Source organism: Ignatzschineria sp. 22MB058224 (genome assembly GCF_058188435.1).
The window spans coordinates 118,730-142,417 of the sequence record NZ_CP187366.1; the positions used below are offsets into that span (position 1 = coordinate 118,730).

18 protein-coding genes are annotated in these 23,688 nt (G+C 37.8%); 12 read left to right on the plus strand and 6 right to left on the minus strand.

Translation table 11 applies throughout. The features are described 5' to 3' along the window. Positions 1-5: 5 nt before the first annotated feature. The 4 genes from recB (at position 6) to ACPF7B_RS00475 (ending at position 7,843) form a co-directional block, all read left to right on the plus strand. Positions 6-3,620, plus strand: a complete 3,615-nt coding sequence (recB, locus tag ACPF7B_RS00460) for an exodeoxyribonuclease V subunit beta (RefSeq protein WP_490505677.1) — start codon at positions 6-8, stop codon at positions 3,618-3,620. Beyond that, positions 3,621-5,783: an exodeoxyribonuclease V subunit alpha gene (gene recD / locus ACPF7B_RS00465; protein WP_490505678.1), complete on the plus strand. Its 2,163-nt coding sequence runs from the start codon at positions 3,621-3,623 to the stop codon at positions 5,781-5,783. A 162-nt stretch (positions 5,784-5,945) separates the two neighbouring features. Continuing rightward, positions 5,946-7,394, plus strand: a complete 1,449-nt coding sequence (locus ACPF7B_RS00470) for an MATE family efflux transporter (RefSeq protein WP_490505679.1) — start codon at positions 5,946-5,948, stop codon at positions 7,392-7,394. 83 nt (positions 7,395-7,477) lie between these two features. Further along, positions 7,478-7,843, plus strand: a complete 366-nt coding sequence (locus ACPF7B_RS00475; RefSeq protein WP_490505680.1) for a hypothetical protein — start codon at positions 7,478-7,480, stop codon at positions 7,841-7,843. Positions 7,844-7,917: 74 nt separating this feature from the next. Here ACPF7B_RS00475 and ACPF7B_RS00480 read toward each other — a convergent pair whose 3' ends face one another. From ACPF7B_RS00480 to modA, 4 genes are all read right to left on the minus strand, one after another. Continuing rightward, positions 7,918-8,394 (minus strand): hypothetical protein, encoded by a 477-nt coding sequence (locus ACPF7B_RS00480; protein WP_490505681.1) that lies wholly within the window; start codon positions 8,392-8,394, stop codon positions 7,918-7,920. A gap of 86 nt (positions 8,395-8,480) precedes the next feature. Further along, complete coding sequence (locus tag ACPF7B_RS00485) at positions 8,481-9,191, minus strand: molybdenum ABC transporter ATP-binding protein (RefSeq protein WP_490505682.1); 711 nt, start codon at positions 9,189-9,191, stop codon at positions 8,481-8,483. Between the two features lie 6 nt (positions 9,192-9,197). Further along, positions 9,198-9,893, minus strand: coding sequence for a molybdate ABC transporter permease subunit (gene modB, locus ACPF7B_RS00490; protein WP_490505683.1), 696 nt, complete (start codon positions 9,891-9,893; stop codon positions 9,198-9,200). Between the two features lie 152 nt (positions 9,894-10,045). Beyond that, on the minus strand, positions 10,046-10,825 hold the full coding sequence (gene modA, locus ACPF7B_RS00495; RefSeq protein WP_490505684.1) for a molybdate ABC transporter substrate-binding protein: 780 nt from the start codon (positions 10,823-10,825) through the stop codon (positions 10,046-10,048). 359 nt (positions 10,826-11,184) lie between these two features. Between modA and ACPF7B_RS00500 the strand changes: the two genes are divergently transcribed. The 8 genes from ACPF7B_RS00500 to dnaG all read left to right on the plus strand — a co-directional run bounded on the left by ACPF7B_RS00500 (position 11,185) and on the right by dnaG (position 22,185). Then, positions 11,185-12,624, plus strand: coding sequence for an aminoacyl-histidine dipeptidase (locus ACPF7B_RS00500; protein ID WP_490505685.1), 1,440 nt, complete (start codon positions 11,185-11,187; stop codon positions 12,622-12,624). A 170-nt stretch (positions 12,625-12,794) separates the two neighbouring features. Continuing rightward, positions 12,795-13,964 carry a MalY/PatB family protein gene (locus ACPF7B_RS00505; RefSeq protein WP_490505686.1) on the plus strand — a complete coding sequence of 390 codons (1,170 nt, stop codon included), beginning with the start codon at positions 12,795-12,797 and terminating at the stop codon, positions 13,962-13,964. A gap of 193 nt (positions 13,965-14,157) precedes the next feature. Continuing rightward, on the plus strand, positions 14,158-15,153 hold the full coding sequence (locus ACPF7B_RS00510) for a sigma-70 family RNA polymerase sigma factor (protein WP_490505687.1): 996 nt from the start codon (positions 14,158-14,160) through the stop codon (positions 15,151-15,153). Between the two features lie 177 nt (positions 15,154-15,330). Further along, positions 15,331-17,169: an RNA polymerase sigma factor RpoD gene (gene rpoD / locus ACPF7B_RS00515; RefSeq protein ID WP_490505688.1), complete on the plus strand. Its 1,839-nt coding sequence runs from the start codon at positions 15,331-15,333 to the stop codon at positions 17,167-17,169. Positions 17,170-17,301: 132 nt separating this feature from the next. Beyond that, positions 17,302-18,267: a tRNA dihydrouridine(20/20a) synthase DusA gene (gene dusA, locus ACPF7B_RS00520; protein ID WP_490505689.1), complete on the plus strand. Its 966-nt coding sequence runs from the start codon at positions 17,302-17,304 to the stop codon at positions 18,265-18,267. An 88-nt stretch (positions 18,268-18,355) separates the two neighbouring features. Continuing rightward, entirely contained in the window at positions 18,356-19,849 is a 1,494-nt protein-coding gene (locus ACPF7B_RS00525; RefSeq protein WP_490505690.1) for a hypothetical protein, read from the plus strand. 128 nt (positions 19,850-19,977) lie between these two features. Continuing rightward, complete coding sequence (locus ACPF7B_RS00530; protein WP_490505691.1) at positions 19,978-20,421, plus strand: GatB/YqeY domain-containing protein; 444 nt, start codon at positions 19,978-19,980, stop codon at positions 20,419-20,421. A gap of 9 nt (positions 20,422-20,430) precedes the next feature. Beyond that, complete coding sequence (dnaG, locus tag ACPF7B_RS00535; protein ID WP_490505692.1) at positions 20,431-22,185, plus strand: DNA primase; 1,755 nt, start codon at positions 20,431-20,433, stop codon at positions 22,183-22,185. 116 nt (positions 22,186-22,301) lie between these two features. Here the strand turns inward: dnaG and ACPF7B_RS00540 are convergent, their stop codons facing one another. Both ACPF7B_RS00540 and ACPF7B_RS00545 read right to left on the minus strand, forming a co-directional pair. Beyond that, on the minus strand, positions 22,302-22,994 hold the full coding sequence (locus ACPF7B_RS00540) for an ABC transporter permease (protein WP_490505693.1): 693 nt from the start codon (positions 22,992-22,994) through the stop codon (positions 22,302-22,304). Next, on the minus strand, positions 22,991-23,686 hold the full coding sequence (locus tag ACPF7B_RS00545) for an ABC transporter permease (RefSeq protein ID WP_490505694.1): 696 nt from the start codon (positions 23,684-23,686) through the stop codon (positions 22,991-22,993). The genes ACPF7B_RS00540 and ACPF7B_RS00545 overlap by 4 nt, the downstream gene beginning before the upstream one ends. Positions 23,687-23,688: the final 2 nt, after the last annotated feature.

A 23,688-nucleotide genomic window follows, 5' to 3' on the forward strand; every position in this document is an offset into this window, starting at 1 on the left:
TCCGTATGCCAATATCCGCCCAATCAACTCAGGTTTATCCGATCCTCGATCCGCAAACAGTTCCTATTGTGGGGAATATGATGATTGAGGCGTCGGCAGGAACGGGAAAAACCTATACGATTACGCTTTTGGTATTACGGCTTCTACTCGGACTTAACGAAAAGAATCCAGAGCCGAAGAAGTTGCCGGAGATTCTCATTGTTACGTTCACTAATGCTGCAACGGCGGAGTTAAAAGAGCGGATATATACGCGAATTGTTGAATTAAAACGCGCTTTTTTTGTCACATTAACTGGCGCAGAGAGTGGTGATAGTGCATTACAAACGCTGATTAATCAGTTCTTAGAAATCGAAGAGCAACAGCTAGGAACTCGTGGTGCACTTGAAAAAGGTATTAATCTTTTAAATCAGGCAGAGAGTAGTATTGATCAGGCTTCTATTTTTACGATCCATGCTTTCTCTCAACGTGTTTTAAAAGAGAATGCACTCGATTTAGGGCAATCGTTTAAATTTGAACTTGCAACGGATCTGTCGATGCTCCACCGGGAAGCTGTCTACCATTTTTGGCGAGAAGAGTGCTATCCTCTCAATTATGAATTAACTAAAATTGTTGCCGATTACTTTTCGGTCCCAATGGGCAATATTTCTCGGCAATCGAGTCTCTTTTCAAAAATCCGACTATTGTTAAGTTATCCTGATCTAATTGATCGTTCGGGGTTTAATGATGACGATACTTTAGAGATGGTATTGTCATCTCAACAACAATTGCTCAATGATATTCGTGAGCGTGTATTAATCCATTTGGGAACGGTTGAAGATTTCCGAAAATTAGTCGATGAGATTGGTTTAAATAAACGCTCATACAACAAAACGGTTATTGAAAAAAATCATACTCAGCTTATTGAATGGGCAAATAAGGGCGGGATATTAGATTGTGCTGTGAAGGATCGATTCTCTTTATCATCAATGGCGGATCGGCTGGCTGCTAATGGGGATCTTGCAAAATTAAAACCTGAGCATGAAGCGATTTTTGCCGATCTTGATAAAACAGATGCCTTTAAACATGTAGCCCTACACTTTGCGGCTGATCGTGTTGTAAAAATATTACAGACCTTGAAGCATGAATCAGGTGTTTTAGGATTTGACGATCTTTTAACAGTGCTTAACCGTAAGGTAAAAAGTGTTTCAAATCATTTTATAGAATCACTCCATCTGCGTTATAAAACAGTAATGATCGATGAATTTCAAGATACGGATCATCTACAACTTGAGACATTTCGAAAACTTTTTTTTGACCACTCGGACATTGCATTTGTGATGATTGGTGATCCCAAACAGTCGATCTATGGTTTTCGTGGCGCAGATATTAATGCGTATTTAAGTATAAAAAAAGATGTTGATGCGATCTATACACTCAATACCAATTATCGTTCTGGTACATTACAAGTGGATGCTGTGAATCGTCTTTTTGATAATAACGATGTGCCATTTATTGAAAAAGAGATTCCATTTATCAATATTCAAACGCCCGAAGCTGCCAACTTTACGAAAGTGATTGTCGGCGATGAGGATTCATCGGGAATGGTACTGCTTGATTATATCCCTCATGAAGATGAAAAAATGGGGATGCCAATTTTTAGAGAGCGGATAGCTGCTGGAGCTGCAGTTGAGATTGCGAGTCTTCTTGAAAATGGTGAACTTGAGTTAATGAAGGGTGATGAATTGATTAGCCGTAAAGTCATGCCAGAAGATATTACAATCCTCGTTCGAAGTGGAACAGAAGCCGTCGATATGCAAACAGCTCTTCGCGAGAAAGGCTTAAATAGCGTCTATCTCTCCGAGCGAAATTCAGTATTCGATCCTGAGAATAGTATCGTCGTTGATCTCTATCTTTTTCTGAAAAGCTTGGTCTTTAAGCATGATCAAGGACTCTTTCGGCAAACACTTGGTTCTATCTTATATGGATTTTCAGTTGAAGAGCTAGAAACAGTAAAGCATGAAGTTCATCAATTAGAACAATTACTCATTGAACGGAATGAGCTTAATGAAATCTGGAATAGGCATGGTGTTTTAGCGATGCTTCGTACCTTTATGGTTCGAGAGAATCGTTTAGCACGTCTACTTGCTCTAGATAATGGCGAGCGTTATGCGAGTGATCTTTTTCATCTTGGAGAGTTATTACAGCGTGAACAATTTAGCAATAAAGAAGCCTTACTATTGTGGTTGCAAGAGAAGATGCAAAGTGCCGATAGCGGTGAAGGTAGTGAAGTTCGATTAGAGAGTGATTTTAAAACCATTCAAATTATGACGATTCACAAATCGAAAGGTTTGGAATTTCCAATTGTCTTTCTTCCTTTTGGGCTTTTTAAAACGAATGCTAAAAAAGAGGGCGTATATGTTGATTCTAATGGAGAACGCCGTTATCTCTTTTCAGAGGAAGCGGATGCAGAGGCTGTAAACTTTTTTAAGAAAGAGACATTAGCGGAGGATATTCGTTTATTGTATGTCGCCTTAACACGCGCAAAATTCCAAACGTATGTTGGTTTTTGCCAGTCTCTTTCGGATAGTAGTTATCGGGATAATGCGCTTTCTTATCTCTTGGAGTTTGAGGAACAAAAACGCAATGAGGCGCCTTTGGCTGCATATCTTTCACGTTTTTTTGCAGTGAAACCTCTGTTATTGAAAGATCTAAAGTTGGAGAAAAGTGTTCCTAGTATAGCTATGGATACAACTTTAATGCCGGCAATATTTACTCGCAAAATTGCACCATTGTGGCGCTTTACTAGCTTTTCAAATCTCTCCTACAATGCTAAACCCAATTATTTCACGCCATTAATCACGGATGAGAAAGAGCTAAACGAAGATCCGATCAATATGGATCAAGCGGAAAGTCTTTTCCCCAAAGGGAGTATTACAGGAAACTTCATACATGAACTTCTTGAAAATTATACGCCGACACAATTGCAAGATCGTCAGGTTTTAGCGCAGAATATTGAGAAGAGTTTTGCACATATTCTTGAGGCGGAACTTTTTCCACTCTTAACCGATGAACTAGAGAAGTGGCTTAAAGATATCTTCTATGCAGCATTACCATTATCGAGTAATCTTTATGAAATTTTAGAAGGTCATCAAAATGTTAAAGAACTAGAATTTATTTTTCCGATCGAAAATATTTTGCATAAACAAGATCTTAATATGCTGTTAAATAGCCATTTGAAACGTGATGGTGAAGAGATGCTTCAATTTGAAGATATTCGTGGGTTTTTACGTGGGTTTATCGATCTCTTTTTTGAAATTGATGGACGCTATTATGTTGCGGATTATAAATCCAATACTTTAGGAGCACGAAAGAACGACTATCATCTTGCGCAGATGGAGCATTCCATTAAGCACGCACATTATGATCTGCAATATCTAATTTATACCGTCGCAATTGTGAAGTTTTTACGAAATCAAAAACCTGATTTCGATTATGATCATGATTTTGGTGGTGTTTTCTATTTCTATCTTCGCGGAATGGAAGCAGAAATGGCCAGCGGCATCTATTTTATTAAGCCTGATTATCAAGTTGTCGAGGCATTAATGACACTTTTTGGTGAAACAGAAGTGGGGGACTTATAAATGAGTGATCTAAATAGAATCAATAAAACAACTGTTTCAGAAAATACCCCGCAAATTGAGGCATTAGAATTAATACAATTAAAAATTGCATTATCACAGAAAAAGGCTGATTTAGCTGCGGCACAACAAGGGGGGGTGGCCGAACTTAATAATATACAAAAAGCATTTTGGGTGCTGCTTAAACGTTATGCGACACATTTAATTGATCGTCGTTATTTGAGTTATATCGATTTTTACTTCGCAGAGTTTACAGCTAAAAATCGTATTTATAAAGACGTTCATCAGGGACTTGGATATTTTTTATTAACACTTCTAGTCAGTCGTGCTTACGGCTTAGGTCATACAGCTCTACCAAAATCATTTTTATTAGAACCTCAAAAATGGTTTTTGGAGAGTAACGACCCTAATATCGTAAAAGAACAAGAATTTATAGTAACGTTTTTTTTAGGGCTTCAAATGGAAGAATCTGCTTCATTACTTACTAAGCGTTGGTCTGCGGTTACTGAAGAGTTAGCAATTCCATTAGTCAAAAATGAATTTGGAATCTATCTTGATCGTCATTATCAGCAAGAATCAGCGATTGTGGAATTCTTTCATAGCATCGAAGAGAAAGAGTATTCAGCGGAGTCAATGCAGTTTTTGCAAGAACGCCTCGATCATTATTTCCCTATAAACAAAGATGAGGTTGATTGGCAAAAATTCGCAGCAGCCAATACATTATTAAATCATGTTTCTGTTATTTCGGGCGGGCCAGGAACAGGAAAGACGACGACAGTTTTTAAGATTCTACAAATTTTAATTGATTTTTATTATGCAGAGCATAGCGAGAATATTGAGCGTCCATTCTCAATCTATTTAGCGGCCCCAACGGGAAAAGCGACAGCACGACTTTCAGAATCGATTCTAGCGCAAATTCGTCATCTACAAGTACAGGTAATCGATGCACCGCTTGTTGTGCAAGAAAATGCTCAATTACAGATATCATTAATTCCTCATAATGGGCAGACATTGCATCGATTGCTGATGATCAATCCTTTTACGCGAAAGCCTCAATTTGATGCTAATAATCCTTTAGATTTTGACCTTTTAGTGGTCGATGAGGCCTCAATGGTCGATCAGCAGATGCTCGTGCAGCTGATACGTGCTGTTTCGCCTAAAGGACGAATCATTTTTTTAGGGGATAAAGATCAATTAGCATCAGTGGAAGCAGGCTCAATCATGCATGAACTCTGCGCATGCGAGAATTACTCAAAAAACCATTTTGAAAAATTGCAAAAATTACTTTCCACTTCAAAAGTGCCAGAGAAAAATAGCATTGTCCGAGAAAATCAAGCGCCCTTTAATTACCTCTCATTTTTGAAAAAGAGTTATCGCTTTGATGCAAATTCTGGATTGGGGCAATTAGCAACGGTGGTGAATAATCTTCAAAATCTAAGCTTCTCGAAACAATATACAGCTTTAGAAAAGTTATTAGAGACTGAAAACCATTTAAATGAGACAGACCGAAGTGTTGAATTGACGCCATTGCCAATCCATAATCAGCAGTTAGAAACGTTGTTTACAAATGAGTTTGCGTCTTATAAAGAGGCATTAAAACAATATTCAAAAGGGAGATTAGATGTTGCTTCACTTTTTAAAATTTTTACGGGAATTGGCGTATTAACAGCCCGAAGAACGGGAATGAATGGGGCAGTTGATCTTAATCAGCGTATTCGACAAATACTTTTCCCAAAAAATTACCGCCGAGAGTTTTTCCATGGTTTGCCGATTATGGTGACCCATAATAGCAGTGAGAATCAACTCTTCAATGGTGATATTGGGCTTATTTTAGAGGATGAGGCCGGAACGCTTGTTGCATATTTTGAAGGCGTTGATACTCCGCGCCGGTTTTCGATCCATGCATTGCCGCAATTTGAAACAGCATTTGCTATGACAATTCATAAGTCACAAGGAAGTGAATTCAAACGCGTGCTGCTCTTTTTAGGGGATGAGTCTTCAATGGTTTTAACAAAAGAGCTTTTCTATACCGGTATTACGCGTGCGAAAAAATCAGTGCATATCTTTAGTAGTAATTCCGCCCTTAAACAAGCACTCAAAGGGCGCGTTGATCGTTATAGTTTTATTCATAAGCGATTGGAAAATTTACATTTTTTTACTAAATAATTCGCGTAAAAATTGGTTGGCTACTTGTGAATTTCTTGCTTCGGAGCGATAATAATTATCATTTATAAAATTCTTATCGGTCTGTCTCGCGCTTGTGTCCTCAAGTGGTTTCTTTGAGACAGCGTTTTTCTATTCCTGAAATAAAATTACAAAAAGGATCTCATGGAAAAAGTCGACCAACTTCAAGAGCTTCGTGAAGCTCCTATAAAAAAGCTGCTCTGGAAATATTCATTACCTGCCATTATCGGTAGCACTGTTGCAGCACTTTACAATATTATTACTCGGTATTTTGTTGGAAATGCGGATTATCTTAATGACCATGCCTTAAGTGCAATGGGAATTGCGTTGCCCGTTATGACCATGATGGCAGCTTTTGGAATGTTGGTAGGTGCCGGCGCTGCCAGTCGGATCTCAATATTTTTGGGAAACCAAGATCAAGATAAAGCGGAGCGAGTTATTGGAACCTCTTTTCTATTAACACTGATTATTACACTTACGGTGTCTTATTCATTTTTTTTATTTTTAGAGCCGCTTGTCTATAAGCTCGGGGCAGATGAATATACCTATCAATATACGTATGATTTTCTCCGAATCTTCTTACCAGGTTCAATTTTCACAAATCTCTGTTTTAGTTTTAATAATATGATGCGAGCATCCGGTTATCCCCGTAAAGCAATGTATACTATGCTCTTAACCCTCGTTGTCAATACAATTTTAGCACCATTATTTATCAATGTGTTGAAATGGGGAATTCAGGGTGCTGCAATCTCCATTGTGCTCTCTATGATCACTGGGACATTCTTTGTCATGGGGCACTTCATGCATAAGAATAGTATGTTGCGCTTACGTGTTTCTAAAATGCGCTTAACGCCGGCAATTGTTAAAGCAATTTTAGGTATTGGTATGTCACCCTTTTTGATGAATGTGGTATCCGCCGTAATTATTTTTATTATTATCCATCAAGTACGTATTTATGGAGGGTCAATAGGGGTTGCAGCTTATACGATTGCCAATGTAACATTAATGCTTGTGGTCTTAATTTTGCTTGGATTGACGCAAGGTATGCAGCCAATTGTTGGGTATAGTTATGGTTCAGGTGCGTACAACCGACTTAAAGAGGCATTACTCTATACCATTAAGGTGGGAGTTTGTATCGGTATTGTCGCTACTGCAATTGGCCTATTTTTCCCCGCCTTAGTCGTTAGACCATTTAATCCGTCAGAAGCTTTAGCGCAAGAGACAATGGAGGCAATCCATTTTGTAACATTAATGTTCCCATTAGTCGGCTTCCAAATGGTGGTGACTATATTCTTCCAAAGTATCGGTAAAGTTGGGCATTCGATTTTTTTAAGTTTAAGTCGTCAAATTATTTTCTTAATTCCGGCACTTTTCATTTTGCCTCCAATCTTTAATCACTTGGGGTATAAGCCAATTTTAGGCGTTTGGGCATCAGTACCAACGGCGGATTTTATTTCCGCATTCACGGCGGCCCTCTTCTTGTGGATTCAATTACGAGAGTTCCGTAAAATCCGCGATGTAAGAGAAGCTAACCAAGCAAAATCGATTGAAAAAGCGGCGTCAAAATCGACTGCTACTGTAAAAGAAGTTTAGCCGCAAGATCACCATTGCAATATTCAATGGGACTGCTATCGTAGAGATTAGAGATAGCAGTCATTATAATGAAGGAGCAGTCGATGGATAAACAGAAACTCCAAAAGACCAATTTGGATAAAAAACCATCTTTAAACCATGATTTTCAGACGATGAGTTATTCTCGAATGATCTTTAGTGGTCTTGGGAATTTAGTACTGTTAATTATCTGCTTTTGGATTCATTGGGGGCTAGGAATTGCTTTTTTAATTTTTTGGCTCTTTATCTTGCCATATCTTGATTTACGAAGACTTCGTAAAAGAGAAGCTGAAAATCCTCCGACGTTGCCGTCAAGTGATGAGTATGATGATTCCGCCTTTTTCGATAATGACCAAGAAAAATTGGAAGAAGATGATCGTTGGAAAGCTTGGAATGATTGGGATGAATGGAAAAAGGATAATGAAAAATAGTAATTAAAAAAACGCCGCGGTGAGATTTGCGGCGTTTTTTATATAGTAAAGTTACGATGGGTAAAAGTGATTTTTTAAATTCCTTGCTCTACTTCCATCTCTTCAATCGCTTCTAGCTCTTCGATTGCTTTTAACTGAGCTTCCGTGGGCGTTTTATCTTCGCTATTTTGCTGATATGTGCTAAAACCTTCTTCTAAAATCTTAAAACATTGCGTGAATTCTTTTTCAAACTCGGCATTTTCGAAGCGTTTAGCAATTCGATTGGCAAGTTCCACTTCATTTGCTGATAGCTGTTTTAGAGAGATATTCCCGCTGAGTGCTTTAATGGCAAATGCTTCCTCATCTTGTGGAAGATTAGCATCCGCTAGGTTTCGTTCGTAAACAGATGAAACGCAATGGCAATAATCTTCAGTCGCAAGTGACTCTTGCATACAGTACTGAAAGTTTGCATCAGCAATACGTTTTGCCTGTGCTGAATCTGCATAACTGATAAAGGGTAATAGCGCCGTAATTGCAATGAAGATCGTTGCAAAGAGAGATTTTAATAACATAGGTTTCCCTTGAAAGTATTCTAAAAACAGTACAAAAAATGATATTTTGTGAAGTTTAAACTTTTCTTAGTGTAGAGGAATCCTTTTTATTGTGCAAAGTTTAGGCTCTCTTGTTTTTGATATTCTATCTCCGCTTTCTCATAAACATCATCAATCGCTGTAATGGGTTTAAGTGAAATATCGCCTTTATCTACCGCAATAAACTGTTGCGATAATTGTTTGGCTTCCAGACGATTATGTGTGACATAGAGAATTGGAATATTAAATTGCGTTGGTATTTGTGCAAGATATTTTAATATTTCTTCTTTGCGTGCTTGATCCAGTGCCGAAAGCGGTTCATCCATAAGAAGTATATCGGGTGAACTTAAAAGTGCGCGTCCAATGGCGATACGCTGTTTTTCACCGCCCGAGAGATAGGCAATTCGTTTCTTGAGTAAAGGTTTAATTCCTAAAAGATTGGTAATACGTTCAAATAGCTCTGTATTTTTATGTTTCTCACCGTAGAGTAGATTCTTTTCGACCGAATAATGCGGAAAGAGTGTCGGTTCTTGAAAAACATAACCGATGCCGCGTTTATGAATCGGCAAACTAATTTTACGCTTGGTATCTAAAAGAATTTTGCCATTTATTTCTACCAATCCATTCTTTGGAATTAACTTCCCAGAGATAAAGTTTAAAAGCGTTGTTTTTCCAGAGCCGGAAGGTCCAAAAATAGAGATAATGCCATCGTCATTAATCTGGAGATTCGCATGAAAGGTAAAATCTTGAAATGGGTGAGTAATATTAATTTTAATCATCGTTAATTACCGTAATCCGAGACGTTTTTTATGAGCTCTTTGTAATACCTCTGAGAAGAAAAGTGCGATAAAGGAGATCGCAATTGCAATGATACACAGGCGCATTGTCGCGGCTTCCTGATTGGGAATCTGAATGAGCGTATACATAGCAAGCGGTAATGTACGAGTTTCCCCTGGGATATTTGATACAAAGGTAATCGTTGCGCCAAATTCTCCAAGGGAACGGGCAAAAGCTAAAACAACTCCGGCGATAATTCCCGGCATTGCAAGCGGAATAGTGATGGTGAAGAACATTCTTATTTTGGATGCTCCTAGGCTACGTGCTGCAAATTCTAAATTTTGATCAATAGATTCAAAACTAATACGGATCGCTCTCACCAAAAGAGGGAAAGAGACGACTGCCGAAGCTAACGCTGCACCTTTCCAATTGAAGCTAAAAGATATCCCAAAAATCTGATCGATCCATTGACCTGCATAACCATTTCTCCCCATGGTGATGAGAAGAAGATAGCCGATAACAACAGGCGGTAAAACGAGTGGGAGATTAATAAAACTATCTAAAAATGTTTTTCCCTTAAATTCTTTACGAGCAAGAATCCATGCGAAAAATATTCCAATAGGGAGCGAGAAAAGAATGGCGACGCCACCGATTTTTAGGCTTAAAACAATAATAGACCATTCATATTCTGTTAATAGTGTCATAAGTTGGTTTTGGATTGTTAGTTGTAGTAAATGGCTATAAATATTGAATACTCACATCTTCAATGATCATTCGATAATTGTCGGTGTGAATATTCCTTGTTTTGACAGAAAGAAAATGTGTCGAAATTTTCTGCCGATGACATTGCTACTATTTATTTTGCGATAGATGGTGTTGCAAAGCCATATTTTTTAAAGATAGCTGCAGAATCATCGCTTAATAGATATTTGTAGAAACTATCGACCGCTTCATTTGAATGATCCTTGATAATGGCAATTGGATATTCAATTGGTTCATGAAGATCTTCAGGGAAAATTGCGATAGTTTTAACTTTTTGGCTGATACTCGCATCAGAAGAGTAAACCGCACCTAAATCAGCTTCTTTCACCTCAACTAAAAGAAGAGCTGCGCGAACATTTTGTGCCGATGCAACTTTGGGTTCTACGGTTTTCCAGACACCCAATTTTTCAAAAGCTTCTTTCGCATAAAGACCAGCGGGAACATGATCGGGATCACCGAGTGCAATACGTGTATCGGTCAAAGCATTTTTCCAGAACTCATTTGAAGCAAATTCAACTTTATATTTTGTTGGATTATCTGTGAAAGTAATTAGTGCTAATTCGTTTTTAACGATATTTGTGCGAGTTTTGTTATCAATTAGATTTTTTTCCTGAAGATAATCCATCCAGCTTTGATTGGCGGAGATAAAAATATCCGCAGGAGCACCTTGTTCGATTTGACGTGCAAGATTTGAAGAGGAGTCATACAGCGCTTCGATTTGGTCTTTTGAATCAATTTTTGCATAAGCTTCTTTAACTTCGTCAATCGCATTTTGAAGTGATGCAGCTGCAAAAACGGTGATATTTTCGGCTTGAGCCATAACTCCTACATTAAGGAGTAAAAGTGCAAGAGCGCTCATTTTTAATTTCTTCATTCGATGTTTCCTTTTAGTTAAGTTAAACGTAATTTGAAGATATTGATTATTCATAACCTTTATCAGCGATTTCCGTTAAGAAAAATTGCCTGATTCATCAATGTAAGACTTTTTGTTGTAAAATGTAATTACCCAATATAACTATATGAATATGCAATGGTTCGTATGAATTAAGGATATATTTGCGTCTTTGAGCGCTGCCCCCTTAAAAAAAGAGATTGGAAAATCACTTATAACCACTATAAGATGAAAATCGAGAGTATTTATCAGGTATAAATATTGCTAAATAGGGATAGAACCGATAGATATCAGATCAAACAGTGATGTTACAACATTATAAGTAACAAGAGGATTGAATAATGATTGAAAACAGAGAACCCAAACTTCTTTGGCAACATTTTGCTGAAATGAGCAAAATTCCTCGTCCCTCTAAAAAAGAGGAGAAGATCCGTGCTTTTTATCGTGATTATGCAAAAGAGCATAATTTAGATTTTAAAGAAGATGCGATTGGTAATATCGTTATTAAAAAAGCAGCAACAAAAGGGTATGAAAATTCACCAAAGGTTATTTTGCAAGGCCATATTGATATGGTCTGTCAAAAGCGTGATGAGAGTACACATGACTTTGATAATGATGCACTGCAATTGCAGATCAAAGATGGTTGGCTCTATGCAACAGATACGACTTTAGGCGCTGATAATGGTATTGGGGTTGCGGCATCTATTGCTATTTTAGAAGACGAAACTGCTGAACATGGGCCACTTGAAGTGCTATTGACTGTCGATGAAGAACAAGGTATGGGTGGCGTTCAAAATATCGAGGCTAATTGGTTAGAAGGGCAATATCTTCTTAATCTCGATAGTGAACGAGAAGGTGAATGTACCGTTGGTTGTGCGGGAGGTTCTGATTTTGAAGTGACTAAAACGCTCCATTATGATGATGAAACGCGTGGCGTGTTTTATGAAGTGGTTGTGGAGGGATTGCGCGGTGGTCATTCAGGAATTGATGTTCATAAAGAACTTGGGAATGCAAATATTCTTCTTGCAGAAGTGCTTGGGGCATTTACACATCATTCAGTGTTGCGTTTAGCACAGTTTCATGGTGGAACATTGCGAAATGCAATTCCACGCTCTGCAAAAGCAGTTGTTGCGATCCACGATAGTCATAAAGCACAATTTGAAGCATATTTAAAAGATGCAGATGCGATGCTAAAAGCGCGTTTAAAAGGTATCGATAATAATGTTACTGTGCGGTTTAAAGAAACGACTAGTGAAGCAACCATTGATGCAGAAGCATCTTCGGCAGTATTAAATTTATTACTTCTTTTGCCTTGCGGTGTTATACGTAACTCTGTGGAAATTCCTGTTGTTGAGACAAGTTGTAACATTGGGGTTGTTCATATTAGTAAAGAGCATAATCTTCTTGTTGAATTATTAGCGCGATCAATTACTGATCGTGGCTTGGATGTTGTTCGTACCCGCATTAAGGCTGTGAGTAATCTTGTTGGTGCCTTTGTGGAGGAGGGGAATACTTATCCTGCTTGGCAACCAAACCTTAACTCATTACCATTGAAAAAATTGCTTCAAGTGTATAAATCAGAAACAGGAGAAGAGATGACTGTTTCAGTTCTACATGCAGGATTAGAGACAGGGCTTCTTGGTGAAAAATATCCTCAGTTAGAGATGGTTAGTTTTGGGCCAACGATAAAAGGTGCACATTCGCCAGATGAGCGTGTTGATATTGCCAGTGTTGAACGTTTTTATAAGCTGTTAAAAGAGCTGTTAAAAGCTCTGAAGTAGGCTCGTGAAAGGTGACTTGATATATTGATTCTGTGATATTGTATTGAATGTAAAGAGTTTTTGTGGTGAGTGCTCAAGTTACCCAATTAGAAGTGGAGCAGCTATTCTTTTAAAGACATATGTCTAATGATCAGCTTGTTCTGTAAAGAAGTTTTGAAAAAGGAATCGAAATGGATAATCCTAAAAAAGTATATGATTTTGATGAGATAATCAACCGCCGTAATAATAACTCCGATAAGTGGACTGCTTATTCGAAGGATATTTTACCAATGTGGATTGCTGATATGGATTTTACTGCTGCAGATGAGGTTGTGAATGGTTTAATCGCAATGTCTGAAAAGGGAGTTTATGGCTATGGTAAATCTCGACCAGATCGACTTTTAGAAGCGATTATCTATCGTCTTCAACGGCTCTATGGTTGGACCATTGCTAAAGAGAGTATTGTTCTGCTTCCAAGTTTAGTGACAGGTTTTAATATTGCAGCTAATCTTGTTGCAAGACGTGATCGAGAATCATCATATATGTTTCATACCCCGGCATACCCTCCATTTTTCGCAATTGAAAATAATGTGGGAATTACCGGTATAGGAGTGCCATTAAGAGAGTATATAGAGGGAAGCACACTGCGATACGAGATTGATTTTGAGGCAATGGAGCAAGCGATTACCGATAAAACCGCAATCTTGATGCTCTGTAATCCTCAAAATCCATCGGGTCGTATCTTTACGCGAGAAGAACTAGAGAGGATTGCTGTTTTTGCAAAAAAACATGATCTTTTAGTACTCTCTGATGAGATTCATGCAGAGCTTAATTGGGATCGTGAGCATATTCCGTTTGCAACGTTAAGTGATGATACAAAAGCACGTACTATTACACTGATCTCTGCAAGTAAAACGTTTAATCTCCCGGGACTAAGTGGCGGATTTGCTTTAATTGAGAATGATGAATTAAGGGAAGAGTATCATAACGCAATGATGGGCTTTATTCCTCGAATGAATGTTTATGCGATTAAGGGGGCTGAACTTGCCTTTGACTATGGTGATGAATGGCTAGCACAATTAAAACCCTATCTTATTGCTAACCGTGACTATCTGGTGAAAGAGCTTTCAACTATTGAAGGGCTAAAAATGGTTGTTCCTGAAGCGACCTTTTTGATGTGGCTTGATTTTTCAGCAACATCGTTGGGAGAAAATGCGTATCGTATTTTGTTAGAAAATGGTTTAGCGCTTAACGACGGTAAAACATTTGGTGTAACAGGAAATTATGTCCGTCTTAATTTCGGGACATCTCGTTCTCTAGTAGAAAAAGCCGTTGAAATCATTAAAAAATCAGTTAAATAAAATAAATAGTTAATTATTTTTATTAATTTTTATAACCCGCCTGTTTTAAACAGGCGGGTTATTATTTTTTCTAAAGTATTTTTTGGTTTTATTTAATATATAAATATTTACAAAATAAACATTATTATAAAGTTATTTTATTAATTATGAAAAAATGTTGTGCAAAGAGGAGAATCTAAAAAAGGGGGACTTTATGAAAAAAACAAAATCCTTAGAAGAACCAATAGATAAAGCTACAAAAGTTCAACAACTTTCACTAGACGATAAGATAGAGAATGAATCTACGGAAGAAATTTTGGATTGTGGAGGGGATGAATTTGAAAAAATAATGCAAGAACGAAGTAAAGAGAGTGATTTTGGGAATAATGAGCTCTATCTCTATTTTTCAGAAGTTGGTGAATTTAGTCTGTTAGCGCCAGAAGAAGAGAAGGTTTTAGGACAGGCTGCTAGAAATGGCGACAAAACAGCTTTTGATAAAATGGTGCAAGGCAATTTACGCTTAGTTGTTATGATCGCTCAGCGCTATGAAAATCGAGGACTCGATATTCTTGATCTGATTTCAGAAGGAAATCTCGGTCTTATTCATGCGGTACAAAAGTATGAGCCAGATAAAGGTTTTCGATTTTCTACCTATGCGGTATGGTGGATTCGTCACTATATTGAAAAAGCACTAATGAATCATGGACGTACAATTCGTGTCCCTATTCATATTAATAAAGCGATTTCTCGCTTGCTAAAGGAACTTAAGGCGTTATCGCAAAAATTAAAGCGAGAAGTCACCGTTCGTGAGCTAGCAACGGCCACTAATCAAAGCATTTTTGAAGTGATGGAGTTATTGGCAAATCATGAAGCAATACTCTCTTTAGATGCAACAATTTCTACCGAGGGGAATGGTGATTTTTACCAGTTTGCTGCGGATATTAATCGAGACGATTGTATTAAATTTTTAATTGATAATGAAGTGTTCACTGTGCTCGAAGCTATTTTGTTAGAGTTAGAACCAAGTGCAAGAAAGGTGATAGAATACCGGTTTGGGGTAAACGGTAAGCAGGGTAAGACGCTTGAGCGAACGGGAGAGCTCTTAGGATTAACGCGTGATCAAGTGCGATATCTGCAGATGAAAACCCTCGAAAAGATGCGCGATTTATTGAGTGATTGTGATATAAGTTTTGATGATCTCTTGAATTAATCATTCTACATCCCCATTAAATCACTATGGAGAAATACTCGTTGTTTAAAGGATTAGCAACGATGACTTTTTGTGTCCTTGTGGGTGTCAGATTTTGGTGAAATATGGTATAATATTTCGCTATTCGAGCAAAAGCCTAAGGCTTATTTATTGAAATTGAGGGTGTCATTCTAAATTATGAGCAATCAGTCAGATCAAAGAAAACAAGATCAGCTTAAAAAAGAACAAATTAAAAAGCTGATCGCTTATGGTAAAGAGCAAGGATATCTTACCTTCGCAGAGGTGAATGATCATCTCCCCAAAGGCATGGTCGATCCAGAGCAAATTGAAAGTATCATCGCGATGATCGAGGACATGGGGATTAATGTTCATGAAGAAGCACCTGATGAAGATACCTTGATGCTCAGTGAATCACTAGATAGTGACGATGCAGTTGAAGAAGCGGCTGAAGTTCTCGCTCATATTGATGACGAAGAAATCGGCCGTACGACTGATCCTGTAAGAATGTATATGCGTGAGATGGGCACTGTTGACCTTTTAACACGTGAAGAAGAAAAACAGATTGCTATTCGTATTGAGGAAGGACTTCGTTCATCATTAAGCTCTTTAGCGCTCTATGTTCCTGCAAGTTATCATCTGATTGACTCTTATCATGCTGCGATTAAAGAGGAAGGGAGAATTACTGATTTAGTTGTGGGGTTTATCGATCCTAGTTTTTATCTTGAAGATAATGAGAAAGAAGAAGCTGCGGAAGATGAGAATGACAACATTGAAGTGGAAGACAATACTAATGGGCCTGATCCTGAGATCCTCGCAACAAAGATTGCCGAATTACAAACAATAGTTGATAAACTCAATGCGATTAAAGAGAAAGAAGGTGCAGGCAGCAAGTCGGATGCGTTAAAAGAGGTAAAAATTGCAGTCCGTGAAAAATTTATGGAGTTTCAAATTGCGCCTAAATTCCAGACAGAAATGTATGATAAGTTGCGTGAAACGATCGACCGTATTCGCCCGATTGAAAGAAAAATTATGCATATTTGTGTCGCAAAAGCAAAAATGCCACGCACAGAATTTTTAAAAGTATTTCCTCGTAATGAGTCGAATAAAGATATTTTCAAAAATGATATTTTTAAACGTAAAGCAAAATATGTTGACGAGCTAAAAACGTATGAAAAGCACATTTATGAGTTCCAAGATAAACTTGCACAAATTGAGCAAGAAACAGATTTAACAATTTACGAGATTAAAGAGATTAATCGTCAGATTTCTATCGGTGAGGCACAAGCACGTCGAGCGAAAAGAGAGATGATCGAAGCAAACTTACGTTTGGTAATTTCTATCGCAAAAAAATATACTAATCGTGGGCTTCAATTCCTTGATTTGATTCAAGAAGGGAATATCGGTTTGATGAAGGCGGTAGATAAGTTTGAATATCGCCGAGGATATAAATTCTCGACCTATGCAACTTGGTGGATTCGTCAAGCAATTACCCGCTCAATTGCCGATCAGGCGCGTACAATTCGTATTCCTGTACATATGATTGAAACAATTAATAAATTGAATCGTATTTCTCGTCAGTTGCTCCAAGAACTAGGTCGTGAAGCGACTCCAGAAGAGATTGCTGAAGCAATGGGTGAAACTGAAGATCGTGTGCGCCGTGTGCTCAAAATTGCTCGTGAGCCAGTCTCAATGGAAACGCCGGTTGGTGATGATGAAGACTCTAGTTTAGGGGATTTTATTGAGGATGTGTATGCGGTTTCACCTATTGAGTCGGCTACGGATGAAGGCTTAAATGATGCAACGCGCGAGGTGCTAGATACTTTAACAGCCCGTGAAGCGAAAGTCTTAAGAATGCGTTTTGGTATTGATATGAACACGGATCATACGTTAGAAGAAGTAGGTAAACAATTTGATGTGACACGTGAACGTATTCGTCAAATTGAAGCAAAAGCACTACGTAAACTGCGTCATCCAAATCGTTCAGAGAGCTTAAAAAGTTTCTTAGATATTGATTAATTGACGATTTTTTTAATTATCATCGTTGTTTATAAATTAAAATCCCCGGTGTTTGATGAATCTCGGGGATTTTTCTTATAACTCGAAAAGTTCTTGTGAGTTCCTTCGTTCTTTGAAGATGAGATATACAATATGAATGTTTCAAAGTTTTCTGTTGCGCCAATGCTCGATTGGACTGATCGTCATTGTCGTTATTTTTATCGTACTATGAGTAAACATGCGCTTTTATATAGTGAAATGGTGACTACTGGTGCAATACTGTATGGTGATGCAGAACGACATCTTTATTTTGAAGAAGCTGGACCTATTGCACTTCAGTTAGGCGGATCTGATCCTATGGATTTAGCAAAAGCATCTAAGATTGGAGAAGAATACGGTTATTCAGAGATTAATTTAAATTGTGGGTGCCCCTCAGATCGTGTTCAAAAAGGTCGTTTTGGCGCTTGTCTAATGGCTGAGCCGAGGCTTGTGGCAGACTGTTATAGTGCTATGCAAGAGACTGTCTCGATTCCGGTAACGATAAAAACTCGTATTGGTATTGATGATTTTGATAGTTATGATTTTCTAGTAAAATTTATTGAAACGGTAGCGAGCCGAGGCTGTACTCATTTTGTTTTACATGCGCGTAAAGCATGGTTATCAGGGCTTTCACCTAAAGAAAATCGCGATATTCCTCCATTAAATTATGAACGTGTATTTCAGGTGAAACGAGATTTTCCTCACTTGTCGATTGGATTAAACGGTGGTATTTCGACAATTTCGGCAGGAAATGCTTATCTTGAAAGCGTCGATAGTATTATGCTTGGTCGAGCGATTTATTATAATCCATATCTTTTATCACAAGTTGATTCTATGATTTATGGAGACACCACCGCCGTAAAAAGTCGTTTTGAGATAATTGAAACAATGGAGCCCTATGTCACAAAACATATTGAAAATGGAGGCAAGCTTAATCATGTAGGAAGACATATGTTAGGGCTTTTTCATGAGGAGCCAAGAAGTAAACTATGGCGTCGATATCTAAGTCAAAATATGCATCAAGAAGGTGCTGATTTTAGTGTTATTTTAGCAGCCTATCAGCAGATGCGGCAGGGATAATGATTAAAAGAGTGTTTTTTATTCGACTAAGCTAGTCTATATTCAGTATCATTAAGTAAATGCACATTGTCTATATTAAGGATTGATAATGAAAAAGAAAATCTTTGCAACAACACTCCCATTTTTGTTTTTAATGGCTAATGCAAGCTATGCTACACCGATAGACCTTTTTACAAAGGACTATGAAACAATTAACCAAACTATTTATCAAAACACCGTTACTCCTTTTGTCGCTGACATGGCAATAGATGTAGAAGGAGAGGTAAAATCTGAAAATATTGCGGACTTTGATGCTAAAACAGTCATGATTTTTAACAACGAGAATGATTTCCTTGAATCTAAAGAGCAAGGAGAAGTTGTTTTTACGAATTATGCCGAGAATAAAGGTGTTGCAACAATTATATCTAAAGCTGAAGTGCAGCTCTACTCAAAAGGCGTAGCAGAGAATAAATTGTTGATGGATATTCAAGATATTGCGACTCAAAGTCAGATTGATCGTGAAAATCTTGTGTTTAAATCCTCTAGTCAAGTTCCTGAGATGGTCTTAACGAATCCTGATGATCTAAAGCAAGGGGAAATTCGCGTTAAAGATTTTGTGATGAATGATTTTTATATTTTTGAAAATGATTTTTCACATCTTCAAGGCGTTAAACTTCAGATAAATTCTGGTGAAATCTCCGTTGATATTAATGATGGCGTCAATCTTGCAAAAATTGATGCAAAGAAAGGTTCTTTTTTTATGGGGACAGATCCTCAAAAAAGGAGTCAAAAGTCAATCTTAACTTTTGATAAGATTGCAGCAATTACTGGGAAACAAGGTGTTGAAAATGTGAAGGTTGCTGCGGATAAATTCACCTATGAAACAGGATTTTCTGAAGAGAACGGTTCGCAAATTGATGGTGTCGTAGATATTAAAAATATTGTGATTACATCATTGATGAATGATTCTCAAAAAGGGGTACTTGGCGATATCCATTTTGCGACAAATATTGCGCCGCTTGTTACAAATCTTTATGAGATTGCAAATCAAAATAAGGCCATTACAGATTACAATGTCCTTGATACTGGTAACCTCAATACGGTAGCTCTTTTAAAAGATTATTTTATTGAAGGTACAGCGATTAATATCACTTTAAATGGTGTATTGGGGGATAGTAAAACTGAAAACTTTATTAGCATAACTCCTAAATTGGCACTTATTGATAAACTTGCTGAAGCGGACTTAACAGGACAGGGAAATCCTGCGGATGATCTTTTTGGTGATCTAACCTTTTTTGAGTTTGTTGAACAGTATATTGATAAAATTGAATTAAATCTTTTTGCTGAAAAGTCTTATATTGTTGAATTTGGTAGTAATATTATGTTTATTGGTGGTGATGCTATTTCACTGGATCAAGCTCGTAAAGAGATGAATGATTTCTATGAGCAATTTCAGTTAATGGCAATGATTTTAGGTGCAGATGCACCACTTGTTGAATTTATTGGTGGCGGTGCAAAGGTTCAGATACAATATCTAAATGGTGTGTGGATGGTTAATGGTAAAGTGTTTGATCTTAAACAGATTGCGACTCTTTTCAGCTAAATTATGTGATTGATCTCCCTTCAAAAATGTTTGTAGAATATTGATCAACGAAATCACAACATCGATATTTAAGGGAGGCGAAAGTCTCCCTTCTTATTTTTAATTATTAAAATTTAAAGAGGATTTCCATGAAAGTAGAATTACAAAATGCTGTCAAAGAAGCAATGAAAGCAAAAGAGCGCGAAAAAGTGACAACTCTACGTGCTGTTTTAGCAGAAATTCAAGAAGCTGAATTACAAAAGCGTGGTGAAGCTCTTACGGAAGAGGATTATCTCAATATTCTTACGAGAATGGTGAATCAGCGTAAAGAGTCGATCGATCAATTTAAAAAAGCAGATCGTCATGATTTAGTTGAGAAAGAAGAGGCTCAATTACAATATATTTTACCTTATCTGCCCGCACCTTTATCTGAGTCTGAAATAACAGCTATTATTGATGAGGCAATTGTTGCAATGGGAATTTCAGATATGAGTGGAATGGGTAAGCTGATGAGTGCTGTGCGTCCTAAATTGCTAGGGAAAGCAGACATGGGGGCTGTTAGTGGTTTGGTAAAAAACCGTTTAGCGAAGTAAGAGGTCACAATGGCAAAGGGGAAAGGATTTATTCCAAGAGAATTTATCGACTCATTAATTGCTCGGGCAGATATTGTTCAGGTGATTAATCAGCGTGTTCCTCTTAAGAAGGCAGGTAGTAACTATAAAGCATGTTGCCCATTTCACGATGAAAAAACTCCTTCTTTTAGTGTGAGTGAGTCGAAACAGTTTTACTACTGTTTTGGCTGTAATGCGAGTGGTAGCGTATTGGATTTCTTAATGAACTATGAACGCCTTGAGTTTCTCGAGGCGGTTGAGGCGCTTGCCCAGATTGAAGGTGTAGAAGTTCCTTATGAACGTCGTGGATCTCCCCAGTCGAGTGCTGTTATAGAGCAACAACGTAATCTATTGGAAATCATGAAAATGGCGGAAGCTTTCTTTCATAAACAGCTCAGAGTATCGGATGACCGAGATCGCGTGATTGCATATCTTCAAAAACGCGGTTTAAGTGGCGAAGATACTAAAAAGTATGGGATTGGTTTTGCTCCGGATAGTTGGAATGCTTTGATGAGCGAGATGCAAAAATATGGTGTGACAGAATCACAATTGTTAGAAGGTGGTCTTTTAAGTGAGTCTGATAATCACCGTCGTTATGATCGTTTCCGAGATCGCATTATGTTTCCTATTCGTAATCGTAAAGGCGATACAATTGGATTTGGCGGGCGTATTTTAGAACAAGGTGAGCCTAAATATCTTAATTCTCCTGAAACGCCGATTTTTAAAAAAGGAGAAGAAGTTTATGGTCTTTATGAGCTTCGAAAGTATCAGCGAGATTATGAAGAGATCATTGTTGTTGAAGGCTATATGGATGTTGTTATGCTCTCTCATTATGGTGTTGGGAACAGTGTCGCAACTTTAGGAACAGCTATCGGGCGCAAACAGATTGAATTGTTGTTTCGTTATACCTCTCGAATTGTCTTCTGCTTTGATGGCGATAGAGCTGGCCGAGGTGCCGCTCATAAGGCGATGAATGAATCATTTCCTGTTTTGACGGCTGGTAAAGAAATCTTTTTTCTTTTTCTACCAGAAGGGGAAGATCCTGATAGTTATGTGAAAACGTATGGAAAAGATGCTTTTTTAAAGTTGGTGAAAGAGGCAACCCCGCTTTCTCAATATCTCTTTGAATCTTCAGAGGAAGCAGTTGATATGCACACCTTTGAAGGGCGTTCACAATTTCTTGAGAATGTGGGAGAGAAGATTAATGGTATGCGTGATATTCCTTTGAGAGATTTTCTTCGTGCGGAACTTGGGCGAAGAGCAAACTTGGCAGAGAGTCTTTTAAGCCGCTATGTCCGTGAAGGAGTAAAAGGTGGGCAACGCGGTGCTCGAGGTCGTCAATTTCAAAACGGTCAATCGTTAGTCGAGCGGATTATCATTATTATTCTGAATAACCCCCAATTAACCTATAAGTTACAGGGATTACACTTTTTACTTGAAAGTGAGGATCGACAACAAAATATCCTCTATGAAATTATCATGGCGATCAAAGAGTATGATTTACTTCAAAATACAGCACAAATTATTCATTATTTTGAGAATGAAAAGTGGGCAACTTGGTTGCGTCAATTAGCAACTGAAGAGCTGCTAATCGATCAAACACTTCTTGAAGGAGAACTTCATGATCTTTTTAGTCAACTTGCACGTGGTGAATCACCCTTGAAAAAGGTTTTAGCAAAATTACAGAACAATGAGTCATTAACGGATGATGAGTTAAAGTTATTACGACCCCAATCAGTATCTTAATATCGTTTGAAACTATTGTTGAATCACGATAACTTTCAAAAAAGTGCTATAAAAATAAAACCGCTAAATCTTTTAGCGGTTTTTGTTACTTGAAGGCTTGAAAATAATCTTTGTTATTAGAAAGTAGGTTTGAGGTAAGACAACCATCTTTTTTCACAATATTTGAAAATTGCCACCAAAATAAAGGTTAAAATTAGATAGGCAATTGCAGCGATTAAGAATGGGGTAAAAGGTGAATAAGTAAGGCTATATACTTTTCGTGCCCATCCCAAAATATCGACTAATGTTAATACCGATGCTTGCGCAGTTCCGTGGAGCATAAAGATAACTTCATTGCTGTAAGCAGGCAAGGCACGGCGAAAACCTGATGGGAAGATAATTCGTCTAAAGAGCGTAAATTTGCTCATTCCAAAGGCTATTCCCGCCTCAATCTCGCCTTTAGGCGTATGCTTTAATGCACCTTTAAAAATCTCTATCGTATAGGCGCAAGTATTAAGTGTAAAGGCAATTAATGCGCATTTATAGGCATCAGTTAACACATTTTCCCATAGCCAGCCACTATTACGAATAGCTTCAAATTGACCTAAGCCGAAGTAGATCAAATAAATTTGAACAAGAAGTGGTGTACCACGGAAGAAATAACTAAATGCTTCGATCGGTAGACGAATAACTGCCCGTTGTGAGAGCGAAAGGATAGATAGAGGAATCGCAAAAATAAGTCCTGCCAGAGAGGCGATGATGGTAAGTTTAATCGTTAGCCAAATAGCAGGTAATAGATCAGGCAATTCATTAATAATATCTTCCATCATAGCGATACCTCATTTTTAAAACCGGTACTGTAATGACGCTCTAAATATTTAATTATAAAGATTGAAACAGTGGTCAAAAGGAGAAATCCTAGTGCTGTTACGAGATAAAAATCAAATGTTAGGCGTGTGGCTTTTCCAGCATTATTTGCGATGAATACCAGATCATGTAAACCAATAAGTGAGACTAGAGCGGTGGTTTTTAGCATCACTAACCAGTTATTACTTAATCCAGGGAGTGCGAAACGCATTGCTTGGGGAAAGATAATTCTACGGTAAAAGTGGGTTTTTGACATTCCTAATGCAATACAGGATTCAAATTGACCTTTGGGAACCGCCATTAATGCACCACGGAATGTTTCCGAAATAAAGGCGCCAAATATTAAGCCAATCGTAATGACACCCGAAACAAAAGGATTTAGAAAAAGAGGATTTAAACCGAATGAGTCGGTAACACTATTGAGTAATGTTTGTAACCCATAGAAAATGAGGAAGATAAGTACGATATCGGGGATTCCACGAATTAATGTGGTATATAGCACCGAAAGAAGTCGCAATGGTTTAATTTGACTAAATGAAAGGAGCGCAGATCCCAGACCTAATGCGACTGCAATAAAGAACGAGATGACTCCTAATGTTATGGTAATGAAAAACCCCTCAAGGAGTGAGGGGCCGAATTTAATTATCTCACTCAAGC